This is a genomic window from Streptomyces sp. CA-142005 (assembly GCF_050942335.1).
Lineage (GTDB): Bacteria > Actinomycetota > Actinomycetes > Streptomycetales > Streptomycetaceae > Streptomyces.
On the sequence record NZ_CP192078.1, the window covers coordinates 5,398,554 to 5,424,786 of the forward strand.

Here is a 26,233-nt window from a genome sequence, read left to right on the forward strand (position 1 = left end):
CCGCTTCGCCGTCGGCCGGGCGCCTACAGGGCCCGAAGTCGTTCGGCCGCCTCCCGCAGCACCTCCTCCCGCTTGCAGAACGCGAACCGCACGAACGGCGCCCCCGCCTCCCGGTCGTCGTAGAAGACGGCGTTGGGGATCGCCACGACGCCGGCCCGTTCCGGCAGGGTCCGGCAGAAGGCGAAGCCGTCCTTCTCGCCGAGGGGGCGGATGTCGGTGGTGACGAAGTATGTGCCGGCCGGCCGGAAGACCTCGAAGCCCGCCTCCGTCAGGCCCTGCGCGAGGATGTCCCGGCGGGCCAGCATGGACCGGCGGAACTCCTCGAAGTAGGAGTCGGGCAGGGCGAGCGCCTCGGCGACCGCGTACTGGAAGGGGCCCGAGGAGACGTACGTCAGGAACTGCTTCACCGCGCGGACCGCGGACACCAGCTCCGGTGCGGCCGTGACCCAGCCGACCTTCCAGCCGGTGAAGGAGAACGTCTTGCCGGCCGAGCCGATCGTCACCGTGCGCTCGCGCATCCCGGGGAAGGACGCGAGCGGCAGGTGCTCGGCGTCGTCGAAGACCAGGTGCTCGTAGACCTCGTCCGTGACCACCAGCAGGTCCCGCTCGACCGCCAGCTCGGCGATCGCGGCCAGTTCGGCGCGCGTGAGGACCGTACCGGTCGGATTGTGCGGCGTGTTGATCAGCAGCAGCCGGGTGCGGTCGGTGACGGCGGCGCGCAGCTCGTCCAGGTCCAGGCGGAAGGCCGCCCCCTCCGCGAAGTGCGGCCGCAGCGTCACCGGCACGCGTGTGCCGCCCGCCATGGCGATGCTCGCCGCGTAGGAGTCGTAGTACGGCTCCAGGGCCACGACCTCGTCCCCCGGCTCCACCAGCGCCAGCAGCGCGGCCGCGATCGCCTCCGTGGCGCCCGCCGTGACCAGCACCTCGGTGTCCGGGTCGAAGCTCAGCCCGTAGCGGCGCAGCTGGTGTGCGGCGATCGCGGTGCGCAGCTCCGGGATGCCCGGCCCCGGCGGGTACTGGTTGCCGCGGCCGTCGCGCAGTGCCCGTACGGCCGCCTCCCTGACCTCCTCCGGGCCGTCGGTGTCGGGGAAGCCCTGGCCCAGGTTGATCGACCCGGTCGACAGGGCGAGGGCGGACATCTCGGCGAAGATCGTCGTCCCGAACTCGGCGAGCCGGCGGTTGAGGCGGGGGCGTGCGCTGGAGGTCATGGCGGCCATCCTCCGCCCAAGCTCTGGAGTTCCTCAACTCTGCTTTGCGCCCCCGGGCGGCCGGGCATCTGCCGGTCACCGCGGTCCACGGGGGGCCGCTTCGGGGGAACGGAAGGAGGGTGACGCCGTGATCGCCGGCATCATCTTCATCCTGGTCGTGGCCGCGTTCGTGGCCCTCACGGCGCTGGCGGGCGCGCGGACCGGGAACCGGCAGCGCAAGGTGTCGCTCGGCAAGAGCGGCCGCGGCAGGTCCCGGTCGTACCGCGCATCGTCTTCTTCTTCGTCCTCGGCGTACGACGACAGCCGTAGCTGGTGGGCGGGCGGCATCGACTCCGGCTCGTCGGGCGGCCACCACGGGGGGCACCACGGCGGTCACTCCTGCGGTGGCGGCCACTCCTGCGGAGGCCACTCCTCCTGTGGTGGAGGTTCGTCCTGTGGCGGGGGTTCGTCGTGCGGCGGCGGGGGCGGATGCGGGGGAGGCAACTGACAGGGGGCGGCCGAGCCTTCGGGGGAACCGTATCCGGGCCGCATCCGGGCGCCCGCCGGGCGAAACAGCCGGCGGGCGCTCGCCGTTCGATTCCCGCGCCAGGCGCACGCCTTGGTTGAACAGTTGAACTGTGGAGCCCTCTGAGGGATGGAAACCCCACGAAGTTGGGTAAAAACGCTGTGGGGGTGCCTCTGTTCATGATTCCCTATAAATCGCCAATGCAGCCCCCGGACGCTCCTGAGACTCCCGCCCCGGCCGAGCCGGCTGGGCTGACGTGGCCGATCTCCCCCTCATCGCGTGTTAGCGGAGCCGACCCATGCTCACGACCCTGAACACCTCCTACACCGATACGCGTGCGGCCGACCTGGCCTGGGCCCTGGGACGCGAGCCGCTGCCGGCCCTCGCCACGCTCGACCTGGAACTCGCCGGGGCCAAGCTGCAGTTGAGACTGCTCGGCGCGTCCCACCAGGTGTTGCTGGACGAGGAGGGCGGCCGCTGTTCGGAGACCGTCGCCTGCATCCCCGGCTCCAGCACCCCGCTGCCGCTCGGCGTCGCCAAGCGGGTCGGCGACTGGGAGTACGAGTTCGCCGCTCGCGTCGAGGTGCTCACCCCCGGCTCGTTCGCGGGCCGCGCGCAGGAGTTGCTGGCCCTCGTCTCCGACCATCCGCACGGCCTCGCCGGTGTCTTCCCGGGCAGCCCGCACGCCTTCACCGCGTTGCTGGCCCAGCGCCACGAGGGCCAGGTGCACTGGCGCACCTGGCACGCCTACCCGCAGGACGGGCAGTTGGTGGCCACCCGGACTCGGGTCGGCGTGCGCGTGCCGACCGCACAACTGAACTGAGCAGCCCGCCCGGAGATAAACCCACCAGACGTCAACTGCCCCCAGATCCACACGTGTGGGTGACGAAGCGTACCTGGCGTGTGACGTAACGTCGCAGAGTGATCGAACCGCACGCCCCCGCGCCCCCGGGCTGCCCGCCGTCCTGGACAGCCCCCGCACGGCTGCCCGTCCGGCCCGGCACCGGGCGGTTCCTGGTCCTCGTGTGTGTCTTCGTATGCGCGGCCTGCGGACTCGTGTACGAACTCGAACTGGTCGCGTTCGCCTCGTACTTGATGGGCGACTCGGTCACCCAGGCCTCCGTCGTGCTGTCCGTGATGGTGTTCGCGATGGGCGTCGGCTCCCTCGGCGCCAAGCGGCTGCGCTGGCACGCGGCAGCCGGCTTCGGCGCCATCGAGACCGCCCTCGCGCTGATCGGCGGCTGCAGCGCGATGGCGCTGTACGCCGTCTTCGCCTGGACCGGCGGCTGGGGCGGGGTGTGGGCCGAGGGCCCCCGCTGCCTGCTGGTCGCCTTCTCCCTCGCCATCGGCCTGCTCATCGGCGCCGAAGTCCCGCTGCTGATGGAGCTGATCCAGCGCATCCGGCACCAGGACGCGGGCGGCGCGGTGGCCGACCTGTTCGCGGCGGACTACGTCGGCGCGCTCGTCGGCGGCCTGGCCTTCCCCTTCCTTCTCCTGCCGGTCCTGGGCCAGTTGACGGGCGCGCTGTTCACCGGCACGGTCAACGTGGTGGCCGGCGGCGCCCTGGTCCTCGGGCTCTTCCGCCGCGACCTCACCCGCCGGGCACGCTGGACCCTGCTCCTCGCCGGACTCGCCGTCCTCGGCGTCCTCGCCTCCGCCGCGGCCCTCGCCGACGAGTTCGAACGCGCCGCCCGGCACGCCGTCTACGGCAAGGACGTCCGGGTCGCCGAACAGACCGACGTCCAGGAGGTCGTCCTCGCCGGCGGCACCGGCGGCGAGCCCCTCGACCTCTTCCTCGACGGCCGGCTCCGCGTCGGCGGCCGCGACGAACGCCGCTACCACGAGGCCCTCGTCCACCCGGCCATGTCCGGCGGCCCGCACGCGCGCGTGCTGATCCTCGGCGGCGGCGACGGGCTGGCCGCCCGCGAGGTGCTGCGCCGGCCCGGGGTGCGCCGGGTCGACGTCGTCGAACTCGATCCCGGCCTGCTCCGCCTGGCCCGCCACGACCCCGGTCTCGCCGCCGCCAACCACCACGTCTACGACGACCCCCGCGTCCACCCCACCACCGCCGACGCCCTGGGCTGGCTGCGCGGCGCGCCCCGCTCCCGGTACGACGTGGTGATCGCCGACCTCCCCGACCCTTGCATCACCGCCAGCACCAAGCTCTACTCCCAGGAGTTCTACGGCCTGGCCCGCCGCGTCCTCGCCCCCGGCGGCCGGCTCGTCGTCCACGCCGGCTCCGTCACCACCCGCCCCCGCGTCTTCTGGACGGTCGCCGCGACCCTGCGCGCCGCCGGCCTCGCCGGCTCCGCCTACCGGGTCCTCGGCCACGACTCCGGCTTCCCGGCCGGCCCCGACCGCTCGGCGGGCGCGTCCGGGGCCCCGCACGACTGGGCCTTCCTGCTCGCGACCCCGGGGACCACCCCGCCACCGCTGCGACTGACCACCGGGCGGTCGCACCCCCTGACGCAGGCGGAACTGACGGCGGACGCGCGGGCGGCGCAACGCACCCGGATCGGGCGGCTGCCCGCGTCCACGCTGGTGCATCCGCGGTACTGACGAGCCGGTCAGGTGAGGGTGAATTCCGGTCACGGCTGGGTAGGCTCACCGGACATGGAGCACCTGGTCTTCGTCCCGGTCCCGCCCGAGCCGCTCAGAGCCGCCCTCGCCGACCCCGCGCGCATCGCCCGCGCGCTGCCCGGCCTGCAACAGGACGCCGGTGCCGAACCCGTCGCCGGACGCCTCAAGCTCCGCGTCCAAGGACACTCCGTCACCTACCGGGGTACGGCACGGGTGGCCGCCCGCGCCGACGGCACGTACGCCGTCGAGGCCGACGCCACCGAGGCCCGCGGCACCGGCGCCGTGAAACTCGCCCTCACCCTGCGCCTCGCGGAGGCCGAGGGCGGTACGACGGTCACCGTCGAGGGCACGGCGAACGCGGACGGCCGTATCGCGGAACTCCCGCCGGACGCGGTGGACGCGGCGGCGGCCCGCCTGCTGAACCGTTTCGTGGAGAACCTGGCGACGGTGGAGCCCGCGGCGGATGCGGAGGAGGGGCAGGAGCAGGCACCGGAACCCGGGACCGAACACACCTCGGTCTTCGACACCGAGATCCCGCCGCCGTCCCTGGACCCGGCGGCCGACCGCCTCGCCGAGGACTTCGCCGACACCGGCGAGCCCCCCGCCGAGGCCGCCCACGCCCGCCGCACGATGATCGGCCGCAGCGCGGAGGAGGTCGACCACGCGCCACCGCGGGGCCGCTACGCACCAGTCCCGGCACCCCAGACGGTGACGGCGACATCGGCACTGCGCTGGGCGGCGCCGGCGGCGGCACTGGTGGTGGCGTCGGCGATCGTCGTGAGCAGGGCACTGCGCAAACGCCGCTGAGCGCGATGAACCCCGGTCTCCCCCCAGTACTGTCGTCCCGTGAGTAACGAAGACATCACGCTGACCGCAGGTGAAGCGGACGTACGCGTCAGCCCCGCCAACGGCGGCCGTATCAGCGGACTGCGGATCAACGGCACGGAACTGCTCCGGCAAGGCGAACGCTACGGGTGTTTCCCCATGGTGCCCTGGTGCGGCCGTATCCGCGACGGCCGCTTCCTGGACGGCGGCACCGTCCGCCAGATGCCGCTCAACTCCCCGCCCCACGCCATCCACGGCACCACCCGCGACGGCGCCTGGCGCACCGCGCGCGTCTCGGAGAACGAGGCGGTGATCACGTACGACCTGGTCGACCCCTGGCCGCACCCCGGCCGCGTCACCCACGTCGTCACGCTCGCCGAGGACGGTCTGACGCTGACCATGTCGGTGGAGGCGCGGGACGACTCCTTCCCGGCGCAGATCGGCTGGCACCCCTGGTTCAACCGCAACCTGGGCGGCGAGGACGTCACGGTCGACTTCAAGCCCGCCTGGCAGGAGGAGCGCGGGGACGACCATCTGCCCACCGGCAACCGGATCGACCCCAGGCCCGGCCCCTGGGACGACTGCTTCGGCATGCCCGGCGGCGTCGACGTCACCCTCACCTGGCCCGCACAGCTCCAGCTGAAGGTGGCCAGCCGCGAGGAGTGGGTGGTCGTCTACGACGAGCAGGCCGAGGCCGTGTGCGTGGAGCCGCAGACCGGCCCGCCCAACGGCCTGAACACCCTCCCGCGCCTGGTCACCCCGCTGGAGCCGCTGGAGGCGACGACGACCTGGAGCTGGCGGCGCCTTTAAGCTGGTCGGCATGACGGACGTACGCGGCGCGCTGCTGCAGCAGATCAAGGACAAGGCCGTGGTGCACGGCAAGGTGACCCTCTCCTCGGGTCTGGAGGCCGACTACTACGTCGACCTGCGCCGCATCACCCTCGACGGCGAGGCCGCCCCGCTGGTCGGTCAGGTGCTCCTGGATCTCACCGCGGACCTGGAGTTCGACGCGGTGGGCGGTCTGACCATGGGCGCCGACCCGGTCGCGGCCGCCATGCTGCACGCCGCCGCGGCGCGCGGGAAGCGGCTCGACGCGTTCGTCGTCCGCAAGGCCGCGAAGGCGCACGGGCTGCAGCGGCGCGTGGAGGGCCCGGACATCGCGGGCCGCCGGGTGCTCGTCGTCGAGGACACCTCCACCACCGGCGGCTCCCCGCTGACCGCCGTGGAGGCCGTGCGCGAGGCCGGCGCCGAGGTCGTCGCCGTGGCGACCATCGTGGACCGCGCGACCGGCGCCGCCGAGAAGATCGAAGCCGGCGCGGGTGTTCCGTACCGGTTCGCCTTCTCGAAGGATGAACTGGGTCTGGACTGACGACGCGTAGTGACCTGGACTTGACCGGCGCATGGACCATCGGTCCATGTCTGGAAAGATGGGGACGACGACGGCGTCGAAACCCTCAGGTCTAGGTCAGGGCCGTAACGCACAACCCCAACCCGCAACACAAGGAGCGGACAGATGCCCATCGCAACCCCCGAGGTCTACAACGAGATGCTCGACCGGGCGAAGGCAGGCAAGTTCGCCTACCCGGCCATCAACGTCACCTCGAGCCAGACCCTGAACGCGGCGCTGCGCGGCTTCGCGGAGGCGGAGAGCGACGGCATCGTCCAGATCTCGACCGGTGGTGCCGAGTTCCTCGGCGGCCAGTACAGCAAGGACATGGTCACCGGCGCGGTCGCGCTCGCCGAGTACGCGCACATCCTCGCCGAGAAGTACCCGGTCAACATCGCGCTGCACACCGACCACTGCCCGAAGGACAAGCTCGACGGGTACGTACGCCCGCTGATCGCGGTCTCCGAGGAGCGCGTGAAGGCCGGCCGGAACCCGCTGTTCCAGTCCCACATGTGGGACGGCTCCGCCGAGACCCTCGCCGACAACCTCGCCATCGCCCAGGAGCTGCTGGAGCGCACCCGCGCCGCCAACATCATCCTGGAGGTGGAGATCACCCCGACCGGCGGCGAGGAGGACGGCGTCTCGCACGAGATCAACGACTCCCTCTACACCACGGTCGAGGACGCGATCCGCACCGCCGAGGCCCTGGGCCTGGGCGAGAAGGGCCGCTACCTGCTGGCCGCCTCCTTCGGCAACGTGCACGGCGTCTACAAGCCGGGCAACGTCGTCCTGCGCCCCGAGCTGCTGAAGGAGCTGAACGAGGGCGTGGCCGCCAAGTTCGGCAAGGCCTCCCCCTTCGACTTCGTCTTCCACGGCGGCTCCGGCTCCACCGAGCAGGAGATCCTGACCGCGCTGGACAACGGTGTGGTGAAGATGAACATCGACACGGACACCCAGTACGCCTTCACCCGTCCGGTCGCCGCGCACATGTTCCAGAACTACGACGGCGTCCTGAAGGTCGACGGCGAGGTCGGCAACAAGAAGGCCTACGACCCGCGCACCTGGGGCAAGCTGGCCGAGGCGAGCATGGCCGCGCGTGTCGTCGAGGCCACGCAGAACCTGCGCTCGGCGGGCAACAAGATCAAGTAAGCGGTACGTCCGTTCCGCGGCGGGCCCGGCGGCTGTTCTCGGCCGCCGGGCCGCTGTATACCTGGGGCATGCCCGACGTCCGGCTGGCCTCGCCCCAGGGCAAGTGGATCCTGTTCACCACCGTTCTCGGCTCCAGCATGGCGCTGCTGGACTCGACCGTCGTCAACGTGGCGCTCCCGCGCATCGGCGACGACCTGGGCGCGAGCCTGTCCGCCCTGCAGTGGACGGTCAACGCGTACATGGTCACGCTGGCCGGGCTGATCCTGCTGGGGGGCTCGCTGGGCGACCACTACGGCCGGCGGAAGATCTTCATGCTGGGCGTGGTGTGGTTCGCCGCGGCGTCGTTGCTGTGCGGCCTGGCCCTGAACGCGGGCATGCTCATCGCCGCGCGGGCCCTGCAGGGCATCGGCGGCGCGCTCCTGACCCCCGGCTCGCTGGCGATCATCCAGTCGTCCTTCCACCGCGACGACCGCAGCCGGGCCGTCGGCCTCTGGTCCGGCTTCGGCGGGATCGGCGCGGCGGTCGGCCCGTTCCTGGGCGGGTGGCTGGTGGCCGGCCCCGGCTGGCGCTGGGTGTTCCTGCTGAACGTCCCGCTGGCGCTGCTGTGCGTGCCGGTGGCGCTGCGGCACGTCCCGGAGTCGCGGGACGGCGGCAAGCACGCCCGCTTCGACGTCCTCGGCGCGGCGCTGGGCGCCCTGGCCCTGGCCCTGCTGACGTACGCGCTGATCGAGGCGAGATCGGGCTCCCTGGTGGTGGCGCTGACCGGGTTGGCCGGTGTGGCGGCGGCGGTGGCCTTCGTACAGGTGGAGCGACACCGCCCGGACCCGATGCTCCCGCCGGACATCTTCTCCTCGCGCCAGTTCACGGCGGTCAACCTGGTCACCCTCTGTGTGTACGCGGCGTTCGGCGGCTTCTTCTTCCTCACCGCGCTCCAACTGCAGGTGGTGTCGGGCTACTCGCCCCTGCAGGCCGGTACGGCCCTGCTGCCGACGACGGCCCTGATGCTCCTCTTCTCCGCCCGCTCGGGCGCCCTGGCGGACCGCACGGGCCCGCGCCTGCCCCTGACGGTCGGCCCTCTCCTCTGCGCGGCGGCGATGCTGCTGATGCTCCGGGTGGGCAAGGGCGCCGACTATCTCACCGACGTCCTCCCGGCCCTCCTGGTCATGGGCGCGGGGATGGTGACCCTCGTGGCCCCCCTGACGGCGACGGTGCTCGCCTCCGTGGACACCGCGCGGGCCGGTCTGGCCAGCGGCATCAACAACGCGGCGGCGAGGGCGGCGGGCCTGATCGCGGTCGCCGCGCTGCCCCTGCTCGCGGGCATGGGCCCGGACGCGTACCGGTCGCCCACGGCGTTCGACGCCGCGTTCGACCGTGCGATGCCGATCTGCGCGGGGGTGCTGGTGGCCGGGTCCCTGCTGGCCTTCACCCTGGTGCGCCGCCTGCCTCCCGAGTGCCGCCGCCCGGAATGCCAGGTACACGGCTGCGTGACGGCTCCGCCGCTGGAGGGGGAGCGGAGGGGGTAGGCGCGGGCACCGCCCGGCGAGCAGCGGCCCGACCCCGCCCGGCAGCTCAGGGGCACGGACCGGCACGCGCCGGCCGCACATGACGCCGGCACAGGACACCGGGCAGGAAACCGGTGGGCGGGAGCGGCAGACTGGACCCCATGACGATTCACGAAAACCTCCTCGGCGGTCCGCCCCCCACCCACCTCCCCGACGACCCCGAGCCCCGCGAACAGCTCGCGGCCGGCACCGCTCCCGCGGACGTCGCCGCCAAGTACCCCACCTCCTCCCTCGCCTGGGCCCAGCTGGCCGACGAGGCGTTCGAGCGCGGCGCGGTCGTGGAGTCGTACGCCTACGCCCGTACCGGCTACCACCGCGGCCTGGACGCCCTGCGCCGCAACGGCTGGAAGGGCCACGGCCCGGTCCCCTGGGAGCACGAGCCCAACCGCGGCTTCCTGCGCGCCCTGCACGCCCTCGCCCGCGCCGCGCAGGCGATCGGCGAGCAGGAGGAGTACGAGCGCTGCGCGCAGTTCCTGAAGGACTCCTCCCCGACGGCGGCCCAGACCCTCGGCTAGTCGAAACGCACGTGACCGGTGTGGCCCGTCTGGCAACGGACGGGCCTTGCCGTATCCGGGCCCATTGCGGAGGATGCCGGGTGGGGACCGGGGCCCCCGTGCCGGCATCGGCAGGGGCGGACCGCTACCCGGAGCTACAACAGGAGACAGCGATGTCCCAATCGGCTCAGCAGTCCTTGGAGACTCAGGAGCCCGAGACTCCGCATCTCGATTTCGCGGGCACGACGCCGTACGAGGACTACGTCAGGGCGGACGTGCTCACCCACCTCCAGCACACCCTCTCCGACGATCCCGGAGAGATGGTCTTCCTGGTCACGACCCAGGTCATGGAGCTGTGGTTCACCGTCATCGTCCACGAGTGGGAGACCGCGGCCGCCGCCCTGCGCGGCGACGACGTACCGACCGCGATCGCCGCGCTGAAGCGTTCCGTACGGGAACTGGAGGCCCTCAACGCCTCCTGGACGCCGCTCGGCCAGCTCACCCCGGCGCAGTTCAACTCGTACCGCTCCGCCCTCGGCGAGGGCTCCGGCTTCCAGTCGGCGATGTACCGGCGCCTGGAGTTCCTGCTCGGCGAGAAGTCCGCGTCCATGCTCGTACCGCACCGCGGCGCCCCCCGCGCGCACGCGGAGCTGGAGAAGGCGCTGCACGAGCCGAGCCTGTACGACGAGGTGCTGCGGCTGCTGGCCCGGCGCGGCCACGCGATCCCCGCGTCCGTCCTGCGCCGCGACGTCTCCCAGCGCTACGAGCCCTCCGAGGCGGTCGAGCGGGCCTGGACGGCGGTCTACTCCGGCGACCAGGACGCCGAACTCGCCCGCCTGGGCGAGGCGTTGACCGACGTGGCCGAGCTCGTCTGGCGCTGGCGCAACGACCACCTGGTCGCCACCCGCCGCGCGATGGGCGCCAAGCCCGGCACGGGCGGCTCGGCCGGCGTGGCCTGGCTGGAGAAGCGCGCCCGCAAGAACGTGTTCCCGGAGCTGTGGACGGCGAGGTCCCATGTCTGAACCGGCCCTGGAGGCAGCGAAGCTGGACGCGGCCGACGAGCTCGCACCGCTGCGTTCCCGTTTCGTCCTCGACGATGTGATCTACCTCGACGGCAACTCGCTCGGCGCGCTGCCCGCGAACGTCCCGGACCGGGTGGCCGACGTGGTCCGCCGCCAGTGGGGCGAACTGCGCATCCGCTCCTGGGAGGAGAGCGGCTGGTGGACCGCGCCGGAGCGGATCGGCGACCGGATCGCCCCGCTGGTCGGCGCGGCGGCCGGGCAGATCGTCGTGGGCGACTCCACAAGCGTCAACGTGTTCAAGGCGCTTGTGGCCGCCGTGCGGATGGCGGGCGAGGACCGCACCGAGATCCTGGTGGACGCCACCACCTTCCCCACGGACGGCTACATCGCCGAGTCGGCCGCGCGCCTGACCGGCCGCACCCTGCGCGCGGTGACGCCCGCGCAGGTGCCGGGGGAGCTGAGCGGCCGTACGGCGGCGGTGCTGCTGAACCACGTCGACTACCGCGCGGGGCGCCTGCACGACCTGCCGGGACTGACCGCCGCGATCCACGCGGCCGGTGCCCTCGCGGTGTGGGACCTGTGCCACAGCGCGGGCGCGCTGGAGGTGGGCCTGGACGAGCACGGGGTCGACCTCGCGGTCGGCTGCACCTACAAGTACCTGAACGGCGGCCCGGGTTCCCCGGCGTACCTGTACGTCCGCAGGGAGCTCCAGCCCCGCTTCGACTCCCCGCTGCCCGGCTGGAACTCGCACACCGACCCCTTCGGCATGAGCCCGTCGTACACCCCGGCGCCGGGCGCCCTGCGCGGCCGGGTGGGCACCCCGGACATCCTGTCGATGCTGGCCCTGGAGGCGGCCCTGGACGTCTGGGACGAGGTGTCCGTCGCCGCCGTCCGCGCCAAGTCCCTCGCGCTGACGGACTTCTTCCTGCGGTGCGTGCGGGCCTACACCGAGCCGGGGCGCGTGGAGTCCGTGACCCCGGAACGCCACGAGGAACGCGGCAGTCAGGTCGCCCTGCGCTGTGACGACGCGGGCGAGGTGATGAAGCGTCTGATCGCCCGGGGCGTCGTGGGCGACTTCCGCCACCCCGACGTCCTCCGGTTCGGCTTCACCCCGCTGTACGTGACCTTCGCCGAGACGGAGCGGGCGGCGCGGATCCTGGGCGAGGAACTGGCGTAAGGGGGCCGAAGCCCCGAGGCCGGGCCTGGGAGAAGGGGGGACCCGTCTCCCAGGCCCAGGCCTTTCCCTACAGAACCGTTTATTCCTCACCCTGCGTGACATCCCCATGTCCGCGCATGTCACCGGCCTGATACGGTCCCGCCAACGCGAACGGGAATTCCCCACCCGGTCCGCCAGACGCCAAACGCGTTCCATCGCTGAGAGGTTGGAGCATGCCGGACGACGCCGCAGCAGCCCGCGCCGCCGCAGAAGAGGAGTCGGCCTTCTCGCATCCGCCGGTCGACCCCGACATCACCTCCGCGTACGGCAGCCACCCCGACCAGGTGATCGACTTCTACGCCCCCCGGAGCGCCCAGGACTCGCCGGCCCCCCTGGTGGTGGTCCTGCACGGCGGCGCCTGGCGCGCCCGCTACGACCGCCGCCACATCACCCCCTTCGCGGACTTCCTGGCCCGCCGGGGCTTCGCCGTGGCCAACGTCGAGTACCGGCGCGGCGCCGACCCCCTGATCCCCGGGCAGAACACGGGTGACGGCGGCGACGCCACCACCCCTCCGGCCGGTCGCTGGCCCGCCACCTTCGACGACGTCGCGGCCGCCCTGGACGCGCTGCCCGCCCTGGTCCGCGAGGCGCTGCCGCAGGCCGACCCCCGCCGCACGGTGCTCACGGGCCACTCGGCCGGCGGTCACCTGGCGCTGTGGGCGGCGGCCCGCCACGTCCTGCCCCCGGACAGCCCCTGGCGCACCGACAGCCCGGCCGCCCTGCGGGGTGTCGTGGCCCTGGCCCCGATCGCGGACTTCGAGGTGGCGGAGAAGCTGGACGTCTGCGGCAACGCCAGCCTGCAACTCCTGGGCGGCCACGACACCTTCAGTGAGCGCCGTCCCTACGCCGACCCCGTCCTGCTCCTGCCGACCGGCATCGCGACGACCCTCGTCCAGGGCCGCACGGACCTGGTGGTGCCGCAGGCGGTGGCCGAGTCGTACGCGGACGCGTCGGCGAAGGCCGGCGAGGTGGTGGGCCTGACCCTGCTGGAAGAGGTCGGCCACTTCCCGCTCATCGACCCGGCGGCGGACGCGTGCGCGGTGGTGGCGGAGGAGATCGCCCAACTGGCGTGGTGACAGGGGGGTTCCGGGTCCGCCCCGGTGATACCCGTAATACCTGAGAGCTACCCCGCGAAACAGCTCCCTGGCGGGACGCCGACGACACGCCCCGATCCATAACTTCCTTGTCAGACAAGCCCGATGGCCGGGCGATCTGAAAGGAAGCCCGACCATGGGGCACCCCCACCGCACCACACACCCGCACGCACCGACGGACGACGCGTCCTGCTCCACGGACACGCAGCCGCCGACGGCGACCGCGCCCCACGAGGGCCCCCCGCACCCGACGACGAAGGCAGCACGGGCGGTGCGGACGGGAACGAAGACCCGGCCGAAGGCCGGCTCCCCACCCACGGACCCGCAGCCGAACTCCGCCGGCACGCACCCCGTCCGCCGCCACCGCAGGGCCCGCCGCGCCCTCCTCGCCACCCTCCTCACCGCAGCCGTAGCCGCCCCCCTCTCCGGGGCCGCCCGCCCCCAGATCCCGGCCCCGGCCCCGGCCGCCCTGCCCCCACTCACGGCGACGACCCTCCAGACGGCCTACGCCGCCAACCGAGCCGACGCCACCCGCGCCGCCGGCATGGCCGCCGCACACGGCGACACCCACCGCGCCGCCGCTGACCGCGCCCTGGCCGCCTCGTCCCGCCACCTCCTCACCTTCGACGGCCGAGGCGCCGGCCAGGCGACGGAGGTGCTGGGCGACCTCGCCCACGCGGACGACATCGCCGTCCTGGTCCCCGGCTCCGACACCTCCCTGGACACCTACGCCCGCTTCCACAAGGCGGCCGCGGCCCTGTACACGGACCTCACCCACCGCGCGCCCCGAGGCACCCGCACCGCGGTCGTCGCCTGGCTCGGCTACGAGACACCGGCCACCGTCAGCACCACGGTGACCACGACCACCCGCGCCGAGGAAGCCGCCCCCCACCTGCGCGCGTTCGTACGCGAGCTGCGCACCGCGAGCAAACCGCAGGCGCACCTCACCCTGATCTGCCACTCCTACGGCACGGTCGTCTGCGGCCGGGCCGCCCATGGCCTGGACGCCGACGACATCGCCCTGATCGGCAGCCCCGGCACCGGCGCGGACTCCGCCGAGGCCCTGCACACCCGCGCGCGAGTCTGGGCGGCCCGCGGCAGCGAGGACTGGATCGCGCATGTCCCGCACGTCAGCGCAACCGTCTTCGGCACCACCGCCGGCTTCGGCACCGACCCGGTCTCCCACGCCTTCGGCGCGCGGGTCTTCAACGCCGGCAACGCCAACCACAGCGGCTACTTCACCCCGGGCTCGGCCTCCCTCACCAACCTGGCCGGAATCACCCTCGGCGACCTCCTGGAGGTGCCCCGTGCCTGACCCCGGCACCAGCACACCACACACGCGCCGCACGCCCCCGCCGACGGTGAAACGGTCAGGGGCGGTGCCGGTGGGCTCCCGAACCCCGCCGAAGGCGCCCCGCACCCGCACCCGCACCCAAGAATGGCGCCGAGCCCTCGACACCGTCTCCCGATCCGCCCGCCACCTGGACGCCCTCGCGCCCGCCACCCGGGACCGGGCCGTCGACGCCCTCCGGGCGATCGCGATCCTCGGAGTGGTCCTGGGCCACTGGCTGGTAACCGCACTCGTGGCGAGCGACGGCGGGCTGCACACCACGAGCCCGCTGCAGCACATGCCCTGGCTGGCCCCGATCTCCTGGCTGTTCCAGACCCTGGCCGTGTTCTTCCTGGTCGGCGGTCACGTGGCGAGTCGAAGCCTCGCCACCGCCCGGGACAGAGGCGAGACCTACGGCTCCTGGCTGCGCGCCCGCCTGACCCGCCTCCTGCGCCCGGTGGCCGCACTCCTGTGCCTGTGGGCGGTGGCGGCCACCGTCCTCCTCCTCACCGGCACCCCGCTCGCCACGATCGAGGCCCTGGTCAAGCTCGCCCTGTCACCGCTGTGGTTCCTGCTGGTCTTCGCCGCTCTGACGGCCGCCACACCGCTCCTGACCCGCCTCAACCCACTCTGGCCGCTCGCCGTCGTCCTGCACGTGGACCTGCTCCGCTTCGGCCTGCACAGCGGCCCGTCCTGGCTCGGCTGGCTGAACCTCCCGGCGGGCTGGCTGGTCCCGTACACCCTGGGCGCGGCCTGGACCCGGGGCGAGCTGGACAGCCGCCGCGCGGCCCGGGTCCTGTTCCTCGGCGGTACGGCGGCCACGGCCGTCCTCGTCGGCTGCGCCGGCTACCCGGCGTCCATGGTCGGCGTCCCCGGCGCGAGGATCTCCAACCTCGACCCCCCGACCCTGGCGGCCGTCACCTTCGGACTGGCCCAGTGCGGGCTCGCCCTGCTCCTCCGCGACCGGCTGCGCCGCGCGATGGCCCGCCCGCTGCTCTGGGCGGCCGTGGCCCTGGTCAACCTGTCCGCGATGACGATCTACCTGTGGCACCAGACGGCCATGATGGCCACGACGGCCACGGGGCTCCTGGCCGGCCGGCTCCCCGGCCTGCACACCTCACCCGACTCCCTGGGCTGGGTGCCCTGCCGCCTCGCCTGGCTCCCCGTCTTCGGCCTGGCCCTCGCCCTGTGCCGGACGGCCTTCCGCCACCACGAACAGGGCCCCCGAAACCGCAGGTCCTCCGTGGTCCGCCGCCATCTGCCCCCATCGAAGAAGCCACGCAATGCCTAGAGTTGACCTCGTGAAGCCCGCGGCCGCCGACGGTGAGAACCCCCAGAGGACACCGGCACCCGAGAACGCACACGCCACCGACCGCGCACACGCCCCCGGCACCACCGCGCGCCGCCTGCGGACCTGGCTCGGCGAGAACCCCTCGCCGAACTCGCCTCCCTTCTCCCGGCACCGCTGGGTCCGCGTCCTCACCTACCTGCTCGTCGGCTACCTCGCCCTGGGCATCGTCCTCGGCGGCGGCGAGGAGCTGGCCGACAGCTACGGCCTCACCCCGGCCGTGGCGTTCTTCAGCACGTTCCTCCAGGCCGCCGCCGTCGTCCTGGCCCTCTGGCGCCCGGTACCCGCCTGGGTCCTGTCCCTGACCGGTGCCCTCGCCACCGCGCTGCTCGCCCGCCAGCAGATGGCGACACCCACGCTTCGGCTGACGAGCCCCAACTGGCCCTGGTCCACCCCCGTCCTGCTGGCCCACATGGCCGTCCTGCTGCTCCTCGCCCTGCGTGTCCGGTTCCGCGGGACGGTCGCCGCGCTCGTGACGACCGCCCTGGTCACCGCCGTCGTGGAAGGCGGCATAGGGGCCCTGCGCTACTCCCCGACAGGCACGGTCGCCGTCGGCCTGTTCGCGATCGCCGCCGTCATCGGCGCCGCCCTGCGCAGCCGCAGCGAGGCCCGCACCGAACTGGTCCAGCAGACGACGATCACCGCCGAGGAACGGGCCCGGCGCACGCTCCTGGAGGAGCGCAGCCGTATAGCCCGCGAGCTGCACGACGTGGTCGCGCACCACATGTCGGTGATCTCGATCCAGGCCCAGGTGGCCCCGCACCTGGTGGAGAACCCCTCCGAGGAGCTGAAGGAGAACCTCGCCGGCATCCGCAACAACGCCCTGGAGGCCCTGACCGAGCTGCGCCGGGTCCTCGGGGTGCTGCGGTCGGAGGGCCCGGACGACCCCGAGACGGCCGAGGAGACCCACCGGCTTTTCGCCCCCGGCACCGGTCCGGCCCCCGACGCCCCGCAGCCGGATCTCGCGCGCCTGGACGCCCTGCTGGAGAACACCAGGGCGGCCGGCCTCGACGTGGTCAAGACGGTGCAGGGCGAGCCCCGGGCCTACCCGCCGGGCGTGGAGCTGTCGGCGTACCGGATCGTCCAGGAGGCCCTGAGCAACGTCCTGCGGCACGCCCCGGGCGCGCGGGTCGGCGTGGACGTCCTCCACCACCCGCACGGGATATGCCTGGACATCACCAACTCCCGGCCCAGCCGTCCGGCCCCGCCGTCCCCGGGCGGCGGTCATGGTCTGCTCGGCATGCGGGAGCGGGCGGCGATGCTGGGCGGTCACGTCGTCGCGCGGCCGGAGCAGGGAGGCGGCTTCCGGGTGACCGCGTTCCTCCTGCGTGACGGCACCCCGGTGCCGACCGACCTGGCCCTGCCCGCCGCCTTGCGGCGGCAGCTGCCATCCGGCTCCACCCCCGATCCGTACCCGCCCGAGCCCCCGACAGGAGAACAGGACCCATGACGAGCGGCGCCGGTCCCATCCGCGTACTCATCGCCGACGACCAGCAGATGGTCCGGCAGGGTTTCAGCGTGCTGCTCGGCGCCCAGCCCGGCATCGAGGTGGTCGGGCAGGCGGTGGACGGTCTGGACGCGATTCGGCAGACCGCCGAGCTGGCCCCGGACGTGGTGCTGATGGACATCCGGATGCCCGAACTCGGCGGCATCGAGGCGACCCGCCGGATCACCGCCGAGCATCCCGCCATCAAGGTGCTGGTGCTGACCACGTTCGACCTGGACGAGTACGTGTACGAGGCGCTGCGGGCCGGGGCCTCCGGCTTTCTGCTCAAGGACGCCTCCGCGGACAAGCTGGCAGAGGCGGTCCGGGTCGTGGCGGCGGGCGACGCCCTGCTCGCGCCCGGTGTCACCCGTCGTCTCATCGCCGAGTTCTCCCGCATGGACGGCACTCGCCGGGCCCCGCTCAAGCAGCGCGTCGGCGACCTGACCGAGCGGGAGACGGAGGTGCTGGCACTGATCGCGCAGGGCCTGTCGAACGCGGAGATCGCCGAGCGGCTGGTCGTGGCCGAGCAGACCGTGAAGACGCACGTGGGCCGCATCCTGGTGAAGCTGGGCCTGCGCGACCGCACCCAGGCGGCGGTCTTCGCCTACGAGTCCGGCGTGGTCCGCCCGGGCGGCCGGTGAACCCCCGCACGCGACCCGTAGTACCTGAGGGGGACGCCCGAGAACCCCTCTCCAAGGTGACGACCCCGCCCCGCCGCCCGCCTACCGTTTCGTACGTGACCCAGACGACGCACACGCAGACGACACCGCCGGGCCAGGCCGGCCGGCCGCGCAGCCCGGAGTTCCGGCTGGCCGCGGACGCTTTGCGCGGGCTGCGACAGGACCTGTTCCAGGACGCCTTCGCCTACGACCCGCTGCCCCGCCGGAGCGCCGACGGCGCGCTCACCCGCCGGCTGTCCGCGGGCTGGCTGCCGCACGCGGTGGTGGCCGCGCTGGGCGTGATGGCGATGTCCCTCGCCATGGCGAGCTCCTTCGACTCCGGGCCGGCCGCCCTGCTGTGCGGGCTGCTGGCGCTGGCGCCGGTCCTGCTGACGCTGGCGCGACCGGTGGGGGCGTTCTGGTTCTCGCTGGCCGCGAGCACGGCCGCCGCCGTCATCGGCCGGGGCGACTTCAGCGACTGGCCCTGGCTGCCGGGCAGTTTCCTGTCCCACCTGGTGGTGCTCACGGTCGTCGCGCTGCGCACCCGCCCGCGCACGGCGGCCTCGATGTGGGTGATGACCGCGGTCTACGGCTTCGTCACCGCGGGCCTCTTCGGCTGGCACCGCTACGACTCCAACGTCACCCCGATGCTGTTCGTGTCGGCCCTGATCCTGCTGGCCGTCTCGCTCCGGCACATCCGCCGCCAGGCCCAGCAGGAGGTGACCGCCCAGCAGACGGTCACCGAGCACGAGCGCTCCCGCCGCACTCTTCTGGAGGAGCGCACGACGATCGCCCGCGAGCTGCACGACGTGGTCGCCCACCACATGTCGGTGGTCGCCATCCAGGCGGAAGCCGCGCCCTACCGGGTGGAGAACCCGCCGGAGGAGCTGGAGAAGGCGTTCGTCACCATCCGGGAGAACGCGGTGGCGGCCCTGACCGAGCTGCGCCGGGTCCTCGGGGTCGTACGCGCGGAGGACTACGAGGCGCCGGACGCCCCCCAGCCGACCCTGGCCGACCTCGACGGGCTGCTCGCCAATGTGCGGGAGGCCGGCCTGACGGTGGAGAAGGCGGTGACCGGCGCGGTGCGGGAGCTGCCCCAGGGCGTGGAGCTGTCGGCGTACCGAATAGTGCAGGAGGCCCTCAGCAACACCCTGCGGCACGCGCCGGGAGCGAGCGCCCGGGTGGAGATCGGCTATGTCCTCGGCGGTCTGGGCCTGCGCATAGTCAACACCCCGCCGCCGGCACCGCAGCTGATAAAGCCTTCTCCCGGTGCGGGGCACGGCATCACGGGCATGCGGGAGCGCGTGTCGATGCTGAACGGGGAGATGACAGCGGCCGCGACGGAGGACGGGGGCTATGAGGTGACGGTGTTCCTGCCGGTGCCGGCGGCCACCGCGAGCGAAGGGGACGCATGACCATCCGCGTGCTGATCGCGGACGACCAGATGATGGTCCGCGAGGGCTTCTCCGTCCTGCTGAACGCGATGCCGGACATCGAGGTCGTCGGTGAGGCCGTCAACGGAAGGGAGGCGGTGGACCGGGTCCGTGAACTCGCCCCGGACGTCGTGCTGATGGACATCCGCATGCCGGAGCTGAACGGCATCGAGGCCACCCGGGAGATCGTGGCGGCGGACGCGGCGGCGAAGGTGCTGGTCCTGACGACCTTCGACCTGGACGAGTACGTGTACCAGGCGCTGCGCGCGGGAGCCTCCGGCTTCCTCCTGAAGGACGCCTCCGCCCGCCAACTGGCCGACGGAGTGAGGGTGGTGGCCGCGGGCGAGGCCCTGCTGGCCCCCTCGGTCACCAAGCGGCTGCTCACGGAGTTCTCCCGCCTCTCGGACGCCCCGCGCCTGGTCCCGTCGGCCCAGGCGGCGTACGGCGAACTCACCGAACGCGAGACCGAGGTCCTGATCCTGATCGCCCAGGGCCTGTCCAACGCGGAGATCGCCGAGCGCCTGGTGGTGGCGGAGTCGACGATCAAGACCCATGTGAGCCGCATCCTGGTCAAACTGGGTCTCAGAGACCGCACCCAGGCAGCGGTGTTCGCGTACGAGGCGCGCCTGGTGACACCGGGCTGACGGGCCGGGAGTCGCGCCGCTCCGGTTGGGAATGACGCTCGACGAGGCGGCCGCGGCGGTGTCCGACTGGGGTGAGCCCGGGCTCGTCCGGCGCCGGGACGCGGCGCGGGCTTCCTGGTCCCTGGACGGGGTGGGAGGGGCGACCGGTCCCGGCCCGAGTACCCCGTGATCCCCGGTGTGTCCCTGGGCTTCACCCGGCAGACCTCCCAGGAGATCCGGCGCGACGCCGAGGGTCTGCCTGAACACCCCTGGTCAGACCGCGGCCCGGCGCGTTAGCGTCCCCGCATGGCTGGCACCACCGATCTGAGCTTCGACCCCTGGGATCCGGCGTTCGTGACCGACCCGTACCCGGCCTACGCCGAGCTGCGGGCGCGGGGCCGGGTGATCCGGTACGAGCCGACCGACCAGTGGCTGGTTCCGCACCACGCGGATGTCGCGGCGCTGCTGCGGGACCGCCGGCTGGGGCGGACGTATCAGCACCGGTTCTCGCACGAGGAGTTCGGGCGGACCCCGCCCGCGCCGGAGCACGAGCCGTTCCACACGCTCAACGACCACGGCATGCTCGACCTGGAGCCGCCGGACCACACCCGGATCCGGCGCCTGGTGTCGAAGGCGTTCACGCCGCGCACCGTCGAGCGCCTGAAGCCGTATGTGCACGGCCTGGCGAACGACCTGGTGGCGGCGCTCGTCCACAACGGCGGCGGGGATCTGCTCACCGACGTGGCCGAGCCGTTGCCGGTGGCGGTGATCGCCGAGATGCTGGGCATCCCGGAGGCGGACCGGGGGCAGCTGCGCCCCTGGTCGGCGGCCATCTGCGGGATGTACGAGCTGAACCCCTCCGAGGAGACGGCCGCGAAGGCGGTCCGGGCGTCCGTGGAGTTCTCGGAGTACCTGCGGGAGCTGATCGCTGCCCGCCGCAAGGAGCCGGGCGAGGACCTCGTCTCCGGCCTGATCGCGGCCCACGACGAGGACGACGACCGGCTGACCGAACAGGAGATGATCTCGACGGCGGTCCTGCTCCTCAACGCCGGCCACGAGGCCACGGTCAACGCCACGGTGAACGGCTGGTGGGCGCTGTTCCGCAACCCCGGCCAGCTGGCCGCCCTGCGCGCCGACCACTCCCTGATCCCGTCCGCGATCGAGGAGCTGATGCGCTATGACACCCCGCTCCAGCTCTTCGAACGCTGGGTGCTGGACGACGTCGAGATCGACGGCACGGTGATCCCGAGGGGCTCGGAGATCGCGATGCTCTTCGGCTCCGCCAACCACGACCCGGCCGTCTTCACCGACCCCGACCGCCTGGACCTGACCCGCGCCGACAACCCGCACATCTCCTTCAGTGCCGGCATCCACTACTGCATCGGCGCCCCACTGGCCCGCATCGAGCTGGCCGCCTCCATGACGGCCCTCCTCCGGCAGGCCCCCACACTGACCCTGGCGGCGGAGCCGCGGCGCAAGCCGAACTTCGTGATCCGGGGGCTGGAGGGGCTGAGCGTCGAGGTGGGGTGATCACCCGTTCGGCTGGTCCATGGCGAACTCCAGCAGTGGACGCGGGCGACTCGGCAAGGTGGTGCCCGTCGGAGAGGGGAAGGGGCCATGGCGGGCACTTCGGATCAGCTGTTGGTGGAGGAATTCGAGCGGATCGCCGCCTTTGCCGAGCGGGAGATCGAGACCGTCCGGTTCGAGTTCGTCGGCGGCCGGATCGGACTGAGAAAAGCGGTCGACGGGAACCACAGCACGCTCGTCATGTGTCTCGTCCGGCTGTGGATGCAGGCCCGGCCCGAGCTCGGGCTCTTCCCCGCGCGGGGTCTGAAGGTGGAGGCGCGGCGCGGGGGCCGTGTCCTGCCCGATGGTGTGCTCGCTCCCCTCGGGCACTTCGCGGGTCACGGGGACTGGTCCGACCCCGACGGGGTGCTCATGACGTTGGAGATCACGTCGTTCGACCCGGACACACACCACCGTGACCGCGTGGTGAAACCCCGCGCCTACGCCGAGGCGGGGATCCCCGTCCATCTGCTGATCGACAGGGACAACCTCTCCGTCCTTGTGCACAGCGATCCCGACCCGGAGCACGGATACCGGGACGTCCACATGGTGAAGCTCGGCGGCAAGGTCACCCTCCCCGACCCCGTCGGTATCGAACTCGACACCGAGGACTTCAAGCAGTACGTCGACTGAGCCTCAGCCCTCCAGATCACGGCGCCGCACGCCCGCCAGCCCGCCGGCCACCAGCACCGCGGCCAGCCCCAGCAGCACCAGCACCGGCCCCCACTCCATCCCCCCACCCGGCAGCTTCGGCAGATGACCGAACGGGGACAGGTCCAGCACCGCCCGCGGCACGTTCAGCGCCGGGCCGATCCAGCCGATCAGCAGGACCGCGCCGGCCACGCCCCACGCCGCGACCGCGCCCCGCGGCAGGACGCCGAACAACAGGACCGCGACCCCGCCGATGACCCAGACCGCGGCGACCTGGAGCAGGCACGCCCCCAGCACCGGGCCGATCTGCCGGCCGTAGCCGACGGCGAAGCCCAGGCCGGCCAGGAGCATCAGCAGGGCCGAGCCGCCGAAGGCGATGATCAGGTGGCCGGCGGCCCAGCGCAGCCGGCCCACGGCCGCCGCCAGCACCGGTTCGGCCCGGCCGGAGGTCTCCTCGGCGCTCAGCCGCAGCACGGAGGAGACGACGTAGAGCGCGGCGACCAGTCCGAGCATGCCGACCATCGCGGCGAGGAACGCGTCCGTCAGGCCCGACTGGCCGCCCATCCGCTGGAAGATCTCCCGCGCCTTGGCGTTGTCACCGACCAGCTTGGCCGCGCCGTCCGTCATCCCGCCGTAGACGACTCCGGCGAGGAAGAAGCCGGTCGACCAGCCGAGCACGCTGCCGCGCTGCAGGCGCCAGGCCAGCGCGCCCGCCGTGCCGAGGCGGCCGGCCGCCGGTCCCGGCCGGGTCGGCAGGAAGCTCATGCCGATGTCCCGTCGCCCGGCCAGCTCGTAGGCGACCACCGCCTGGAGGGCCGCGGCGGCGACGAACAGCAGCAGCACCCACCAGCGTTCGGCCGCGAAGGCGCGCAGGTCCTCCAGCCAGCCCAGCGGGGACAGCCAGGTCAGTGCCGACGATCCGTCGTCCGACGCCGAGTCGCCCGCCGCGCGCAGCACGAACGCCGCGCCCAGCACGGCCGCGGTCAGCCCCCGGGCCAGCCGGGCGCTCTCCGTCAGCTGGGCGACGATCGCCGCCATCGTGGCGAAGACCATGCCGGCCCCCGCCACCCCGAGCCCGAAGGCCACGGCACCCGGCGCGCCCTGTCCGGCCAGCCCCGCGACGATCAGGATGCACAGGGCCGCGTTCGCCACGGCCGCCGTCAGCAGGGCCGCCGTGAGCGGGGCCCGGCGCCCCACCATCCCGGAGGACAACAGCTCCTGCCGCCCGCTCTCCTCCTCGTCCCGGGTGTGCCGTACGACGACGAGCAGGCTCATCACGGCCGCGAGGGCGCCCGCGTACACCCCGACCCGCCAGGCCGTCAGCGCACCGATGGAGTCGTCGAAGACCGGCCCGACCATGGCGCGCAGGGAGGTGTTGGTCGCCATCTGGTGCATCAGGTCGGCGCGGGCGGCCGGGGTGTCGTACAGGCCCTTCAGCGTCTTCGGCATGGAGAGGACCATCAGCGCGTTCACCGCGACCCAGACCGGGATCAGCACGCGGTCGCGGCGCAGGGCGAACCGCAGCAGGGTTCCCGTGCCGGCGAGTTGGCACGTCATACCGCCACCCCGTCCGGCTCGTCCTGGTAGTGCCGCAGGAACAGCTCCTCCAGCGTCGGCGGCGTCGAGGTCAGCGAGCGCACCCCGGAAGCGGTCAACGAGCGCAGCACGGCGTCGAGTTGGTCGGTGTCCACCTGGAGCCGGACCCGGTGGCCCTGCACGTCGAGGTCGTGCACGCCCGGCAGGTGGGCCAGCCCGTTGGGCGGGCCGGCGAGTTCGGCGCTCACACTGGTGCGGGTCAGATGCCGCAGATCGGCCAGCGACCCGCTCTCCACCGTCCGGCCCTTGCGGATGATGCTGACCCGGTCGCAGAGTTCCTCGACCTCGCTCAGGATGTGCGAGGAGAGCAGGACCGTGCGGCCGCGCTCCCGCTCCTCCTCCACACAGCGCTGGAAGACCTCCTCCATCAGCGGGTCCAGGCCCGAGGTCGGCTCGTCCAGGATCAGCAGGTCCACGTCCGAGGCGAAGGCGGCGACCAGGGCGACCTTCTGCCGGTTGCCCTTGGAGTACGTGCGGCCCTTCTTGGTCGGGTCCAGCTCGAAGCGGTCGATCAGCTCGGCGCGGCGCCGGGCGTCGAGTCCTCCGCGCAGGCGGCCGTAGAGGTCGATGACCTCGCCGCCGGAGAGGTTGCGCCACAGGGTCACGTCGCCGGGCACGTAGGCGATCCTGCGGTGCACCTCCACCGCGTCCCGCCACGGGTCGTGGCCCAGCACCTGGGCGGCGCCCGTGTCGGCGCGCAGCAGCCCGAGCAGCACCCGGATCGTGGTCGACTTGCCGGCGCCGTTCGGGCCGAGGAAGCCGTGCACCTCACCGGCCTCGACGTCCAGGTCGAGGCCGTCCAGCGCGTGGGTACGGCCGAAGGACTTGTGAAGCCCGGAGACCGTGATTGCCTTCGTCATGGCTCCGAACGTACGCTTCTTTCAGAAATTTGTGAAGTTAAGGAAGTGTGGAAACCCTCGGTTAGGGTGAGGGGCATGACGGAGTCGAGTACAGGAACGCCGGAGCGGGACCCGCAGTCGGTCTCGCGGTTCGTGGAGCACTTCGCGGCACAGCTGGTCGAGGCGGGCGTACCGCGCATGCCGGCCCGCGTCTTCGCCGCGCTCCTCGCCTCCGACACCGGCACCCTGACCTCCGCCGAGCTGGGGGAGCGACTGCGGATCAGTCCCGCCGCGGTGTCCGGCGCGGTCCGCTATCTCGCCCAGGTCCACCTGGTCTCCCGCGAACGCGAGCCGGGCTCACGCCGGGAGCGGTACCGGGTGCACAGCGACCAGTGGTACGAGGCGCTCACCAACCGCGAGGCGATCATCAAGCGCTGGGAGGAGGCCCTGCGGGAAGGTGTCTCCAGCCTCGGAGCCGACACCCCCGCGGGACGCCGGCTCGCCGAGACGCTGGACTTCTTCGAGTTCGTGGAGAGGGACGTGGCCCAGATGATGGAACGCTGGCGGGTGTACCGGGAGCGCAAGTACGGCCGCTGAACGCGGCGATCACGTGCTCGCCCTCACCGCGCGGGTCATGAAGGCAGCACCAGCCCCCAGGCCCCCTCCACCACCCGCCACGTCCTCCTCCGTACCGGCCCCGTCACCGCCGCGTCCGCCCGGTACCGGAAGTCCGCGCCGACCACCGTCACGGTCCGCCCGGCAGTCCGCAGCGGTGTCGCCTCCGCCCCGACCGACAGGGGCCGTACCTCCACCCGCGCCAACCCGCCCGGGCCCGGTGCGACCGTCACGGCCTCCACGGGCTGGCCGAGGTCGACCACCGTCTCCCCGTCGACCTCGACCCGGAACCGGGAGGGGCCCGGTGCCGGCACGGCGGCCAGCCGGGGCGGGCGAGGGGCGAGGGTGCGGACCAGGGAGCGGTACCAGGCCCGCCCGGCGGCGACCGGCACCGGCTCGGCGGCCGCCGCCCGCACCACCGGCTCCGGAGGAATGCCCAGCCCGCTCAGCACGACCCCGTCGCTGTCGTCGACCAGCAGGTCCAGGCGCCGCTCGGCCCCGTCCAGCACGGCGCGCGCCGCCGCCACCGCGCCGCCGGGCACGCCCAGCGACTCCGCGAGGCCGGTGTCACCCACCGGGACCACCGACAGTGCGCATCCGGCCAGCTCCCGCGCCCGGTGCAGCAGGGTCACGGCCCGCATCAGAGCGTGACCGTCGCCCACCACGACCGGCCGCCTCGAACCCCGCCGGTCCAGCGCGCGGGCGAATTCCTCCGGCCCGTCCGGCAGGCACACCTTGGCCGCCGCACCCGCGCTGAGCACGTCTTTCGCGATCCGTACGGACTCCCCGTCCGTCTGCCGTGCCGCCGGATCGATGATCACCAGCAGCTGTTCGGACATCGCGAAGGTCGCCACCTCGGTCCTGCCTCGCTTCCTCGGGTAGCATCTTTGTGCAAGAGCCCCTTGCGCTATTGCGCCAGGGGCTTCGTCTATTCCGGGGCATCCGGTCCGACGGTTGGCGACCAACGGCGGTCGCTGTGGTACGCGGCGGTGAACCTTACGCCCACGCCCCCGACCTTGGACATGCCCCGCCCGGAAGGGGTGTA

25 protein-coding genes are annotated in these 26,233 nt (G+C 72.9%); 21 read left to right on the forward strand and 4 right to left on the reverse strand.

The window, feature by feature from the left end; genetic code table 11:
- Positions 1-23: 23 nt before the first annotated feature.
- Entirely contained in the window at positions 24-1,217 is a 1,194-nt protein-coding gene (locus tag ACQPXS_RS25320) for a pyridoxal phosphate-dependent aminotransferase (RefSeq protein ID WP_433451540.1), read from the reverse strand.
- 118 nt (positions 1,218-1,335) lie between these two features.
- Between ACQPXS_RS25320 and ACQPXS_RS25325 the strand changes: the two genes are divergently transcribed.
- From ACQPXS_RS25325 to ACQPXS_RS25420, 20 genes are all read left to right on the forward strand, one after another.
- A complete protein-coding gene (locus ACQPXS_RS25325; protein WP_351807517.1) occupies positions 1,336-1,695 on the forward strand; it encodes a hypothetical protein in 360 nt (119 codons plus the stop codon).
- Positions 1,696-2,011: 316 nt separating this feature from the next.
- The gene (locus ACQPXS_RS25330; RefSeq protein WP_433451541.1) at positions 2,012-2,536 is read left to right on the forward strand and encodes a DUF2617 family protein; all 525 of its coding nucleotides are present in this window, start codon (positions 2,012-2,014) and stop codon (positions 2,534-2,536) included.
- 98 nt (positions 2,537-2,634) lie between these two features.
- Positions 2,635-4,272: a polyamine aminopropyltransferase gene (locus tag ACQPXS_RS25335; protein WP_433451542.1), complete on the forward strand. Its 1,638-nt coding sequence runs from the start codon at positions 2,635-2,637 to the stop codon at positions 4,270-4,272.
- A 54-nt stretch (positions 4,273-4,326) separates the two neighbouring features.
- Positions 4,327-5,100, forward strand: coding sequence for an SRPBCC domain-containing protein (locus tag ACQPXS_RS25340; protein WP_433451543.1), 774 nt, complete (start codon positions 4,327-4,329; stop codon positions 5,098-5,100).
- A 39-nt stretch (positions 5,101-5,139) separates the two neighbouring features.
- On the forward strand, positions 5,140-5,928 hold the full coding sequence (locus ACQPXS_RS25345) for an aldose 1-epimerase (RefSeq protein ID WP_433451544.1): 789 nt from the start codon (positions 5,140-5,142) through the stop codon (positions 5,926-5,928).
- Between the two features lie 10 nt (positions 5,929-5,938).
- Complete coding sequence (pyrE, locus tag ACQPXS_RS25350) at positions 5,939-6,487, forward strand: orotate phosphoribosyltransferase (RefSeq protein ID WP_356300279.1); 549 nt, start codon at positions 5,939-5,941, stop codon at positions 6,485-6,487.
- A gap of 144 nt (positions 6,488-6,631) precedes the next feature.
- Entirely contained in the window at positions 6,632-7,654 is a 1,023-nt protein-coding gene (gene fbaA / locus ACQPXS_RS25355) for a class II fructose-bisphosphate aldolase (RefSeq protein WP_433451546.1), read from the forward strand.
- Positions 7,655-7,722: 68 nt separating this feature from the next.
- Positions 7,723-9,177, forward strand: coding sequence for an MFS transporter (locus tag ACQPXS_RS25360; protein WP_433451547.1), 1,455 nt, complete (start codon positions 7,723-7,725; stop codon positions 9,175-9,177).
- Between the two features lie 140 nt (positions 9,178-9,317).
- Positions 9,318-9,731: a DUF3151 domain-containing protein gene (locus tag ACQPXS_RS25365; RefSeq protein ID WP_208899685.1), complete on the forward strand. Its 414-nt coding sequence runs from the start codon at positions 9,318-9,320 to the stop codon at positions 9,729-9,731.
- A 152-nt stretch (positions 9,732-9,883) separates the two neighbouring features.
- Positions 9,884-10,732 (forward strand): tryptophan 2,3-dioxygenase family protein, encoded by an 849-nt coding sequence (locus ACQPXS_RS25370; RefSeq protein WP_351807525.1) that lies wholly within the window; start codon positions 9,884-9,886, stop codon positions 10,730-10,732.
- Positions 10,725-11,909 (forward strand): kynureninase, encoded by a 1,185-nt coding sequence (gene kynU / locus ACQPXS_RS25375; protein WP_433451549.1) that lies wholly within the window; start codon positions 10,725-10,727, stop codon positions 11,907-11,909. The genes ACQPXS_RS25370 and kynU overlap by 8 nt, the downstream gene beginning before the upstream one ends.
- Positions 11,910-12,121: 212 nt before the next feature.
- Positions 12,122-13,024, forward strand: a complete 903-nt coding sequence (locus ACQPXS_RS25380; protein WP_433451550.1) for an alpha/beta hydrolase — start codon at positions 12,122-12,124, stop codon at positions 13,022-13,024.
- A gap of 154 nt (positions 13,025-13,178) precedes the next feature.
- Complete coding sequence (locus tag ACQPXS_RS25385; RefSeq protein WP_433451552.1) at positions 13,179-14,357, forward strand: alpha/beta hydrolase; 1,179 nt, start codon at positions 13,179-13,181, stop codon at positions 14,355-14,357.
- 70 nt (positions 14,358-14,427) lie between these two features.
- Entirely contained in the window at positions 14,428-15,663 is a 1,236-nt protein-coding gene (locus ACQPXS_RS25390; RefSeq protein ID WP_433451553.1) for an acyltransferase family protein, read from the forward strand.
- Between the two features lie 10 nt (positions 15,664-15,673).
- Positions 15,674-17,170, forward strand: coding sequence for a sensor histidine kinase (locus tag ACQPXS_RS25395; protein WP_433451554.1), 1,497 nt, complete (start codon positions 15,674-15,676; stop codon positions 17,168-17,170).
- Positions 17,167-17,847 (forward strand): response regulator, encoded by a 681-nt coding sequence (locus ACQPXS_RS25400; RefSeq protein ID WP_433451555.1) that lies wholly within the window; start codon positions 17,167-17,169, stop codon positions 17,845-17,847. The genes ACQPXS_RS25395 and ACQPXS_RS25400 overlap by 4 nt, the downstream gene beginning before the upstream one ends.
- Positions 17,848-17,942: 95 nt before the next feature.
- Entirely contained in the window at positions 17,943-19,280 is a 1,338-nt protein-coding gene (locus ACQPXS_RS25405; protein WP_433451556.1) for a sensor histidine kinase, read from the forward strand.
- A complete protein-coding gene (locus ACQPXS_RS25410) occupies positions 19,277-19,942 on the forward strand; it encodes a response regulator (protein WP_433451557.1) in 666 nt (221 codons plus the stop codon). The genes ACQPXS_RS25405 and ACQPXS_RS25410 overlap by 4 nt, the downstream gene beginning before the upstream one ends.
- 285 nt (positions 19,943-20,227) lie before the next feature.
- Positions 20,228-21,451, forward strand: coding sequence for a cytochrome P450 (locus ACQPXS_RS25415; RefSeq protein WP_433451558.1), 1,224 nt, complete (start codon positions 20,228-20,230; stop codon positions 21,449-21,451).
- Between the two features lie 87 nt (positions 21,452-21,538).
- Complete coding sequence (locus ACQPXS_RS25420) at positions 21,539-22,120, forward strand: Uma2 family endonuclease (RefSeq protein ID WP_433451560.1); 582 nt, start codon at positions 21,539-21,541, stop codon at positions 22,118-22,120.
- Between the two features lie 3 nt (positions 22,121-22,123).
- Here ACQPXS_RS25420 and ACQPXS_RS25425 read toward each other — a convergent pair whose 3' ends face one another.
- Both ACQPXS_RS25425 and ACQPXS_RS25430 read right to left on the reverse strand, forming a co-directional pair.
- A complete protein-coding gene (locus tag ACQPXS_RS25425; RefSeq protein ID WP_433451561.1) occupies positions 22,124-23,695 on the reverse strand; it encodes an ABC transporter permease in 1,572 nt (523 codons plus the stop codon).
- A complete protein-coding gene (locus ACQPXS_RS25430; RefSeq protein ID WP_433451563.1) occupies positions 23,692-24,594 on the reverse strand; it encodes an ABC transporter ATP-binding protein in 903 nt (300 codons plus the stop codon). Before ACQPXS_RS25430 ends, ACQPXS_RS25425 begins: the two co-directional genes overlap by 4 nt.
- Before the next feature lie 75 nt (positions 24,595-24,669).
- Here ACQPXS_RS25430 and ACQPXS_RS25435 point away from each other — a divergent pair, with 75 nt between their 5' ends.
- A complete protein-coding gene (locus ACQPXS_RS25435) occupies positions 24,670-25,170 on the forward strand; it encodes a GbsR/MarR family transcriptional regulator (RefSeq protein WP_365327854.1) in 501 nt (166 codons plus the stop codon).
- Positions 25,171-25,205: 35 nt separating this feature from the next.
- Here the strand turns inward: ACQPXS_RS25435 and ACQPXS_RS25440 are convergent, their stop codons facing one another.
- Positions 25,206-26,027, reverse strand: a complete 822-nt coding sequence (locus ACQPXS_RS25440) for a diacylglycerol kinase (protein ID WP_356300243.1) — start codon at positions 26,025-26,027, stop codon at positions 25,206-25,208.
- Positions 26,028-26,233: the final 206 nt, after the last annotated feature.

What these genes read in the sequence shown, in the direction of transcription:
- ACQPXS_RS25420 (WP_433451560.1), top strand. Translation starts at nt 21,539, where the DNA reads ATGGCGGGCACTTCGGATCAGCTGTTGGTGGAGGAATTCGAGCGGATC.
- kynU (WP_433451549.1), top strand. Translation starts at nt 10,725, where the DNA reads ATGTCTGAACCGGCCCTGGAGGCAGCGAAGCTGGACGCGGCCGACGAG.
- ACQPXS_RS25410 (WP_433451557.1), top strand. Translation starts at nt 19,277, where the DNA reads ATGACCATCCGCGTGCTGATCGCGGACGACCAGATGATGGTCCGCGAG.
- ACQPXS_RS25370 (WP_351807525.1), top strand. Translation starts at nt 9,884, where the DNA reads ATGTCCCAATCGGCTCAGCAGTCCTTGGAGACTCAGGAGCCCGAGACT.
- ACQPXS_RS25435 (WP_365327854.1), top strand. Translation starts at nt 24,670, where the DNA reads ATGACGGAGTCGAGTACAGGAACGCCGGAGCGGGACCCGCAGTCGGTC.
- ACQPXS_RS25385 (WP_433451552.1), top strand. Translation starts at nt 13,179, where the DNA reads ATGGGGCACCCCCACCGCACCACACACCCGCACGCACCGACGGACGAC.
- ACQPXS_RS25330 (WP_433451541.1), top strand. Translation starts at nt 2,012, where the DNA reads ATGCTCACGACCCTGAACACCTCCTACACCGATACGCGTGCGGCCGAC.
- ACQPXS_RS25320 (WP_433451540.1), bottom strand. Translation starts at nt 1,217, where the DNA reads ATGGCCGCCATGACCTCCAGCGCACGCCCCCGCCTCAACCGCCGGCTC.
- ACQPXS_RS25380 (WP_433451550.1), top strand. Translation starts at nt 12,122, where the DNA reads ATGCCGGACGACGCCGCAGCAGCCCGCGCCGCCGCAGAAGAGGAGTCG.
- fbaA (WP_433451546.1), top strand. Translation starts at nt 6,632, where the DNA reads ATGCCCATCGCAACCCCCGAGGTCTACAACGAGATGCTCGACCGGGCG.
- ACQPXS_RS25340 (WP_433451543.1), top strand. Translation starts at nt 4,327, where the DNA reads ATGGAGCACCTGGTCTTCGTCCCGGTCCCGCCCGAGCCGCTCAGAGCC.
- ACQPXS_RS25360 (WP_433451547.1), top strand. Translation starts at nt 7,723, where the DNA reads ATGCCCGACGTCCGGCTGGCCTCGCCCCAGGGCAAGTGGATCCTGTTC.
- ACQPXS_RS25440 (WP_356300243.1), bottom strand. Translation starts at nt 26,027, where the DNA reads ATGTCCGAACAGCTGCTGGTGATCATCGATCCGGCGGCACGGCAGACG.
- ACQPXS_RS25415 (WP_433451558.1), top strand. Translation starts at nt 20,228, where the DNA reads ATGGCTGGCACCACCGATCTGAGCTTCGACCCCTGGGATCCGGCGTTC.
- ACQPXS_RS25400 (WP_433451555.1), top strand. Translation starts at nt 17,167, where the DNA reads ATGACGAGCGGCGCCGGTCCCATCCGCGTACTCATCGCCGACGACCAG.
- ACQPXS_RS25430 (WP_433451563.1), bottom strand. Translation starts at nt 24,594, where the DNA reads ATGACGAAGGCAATCACGGTCTCCGGGCTTCACAAGTCCTTCGGCCGT.
- ACQPXS_RS25365 (WP_208899685.1), top strand. Translation starts at nt 9,318, where the DNA reads ATGACGATTCACGAAAACCTCCTCGGCGGTCCGCCCCCCACCCACCTC.
- ACQPXS_RS25425 (WP_433451561.1), bottom strand. Translation starts at nt 23,695, where the DNA reads ATGACGTGCCAACTCGCCGGCACGGGAACCCTGCTGCGGTTCGCCCTG.
- pyrE (WP_356300279.1), top strand. Translation starts at nt 5,939, where the DNA reads ATGACGGACGTACGCGGCGCGCTGCTGCAGCAGATCAAGGACAAGGCC.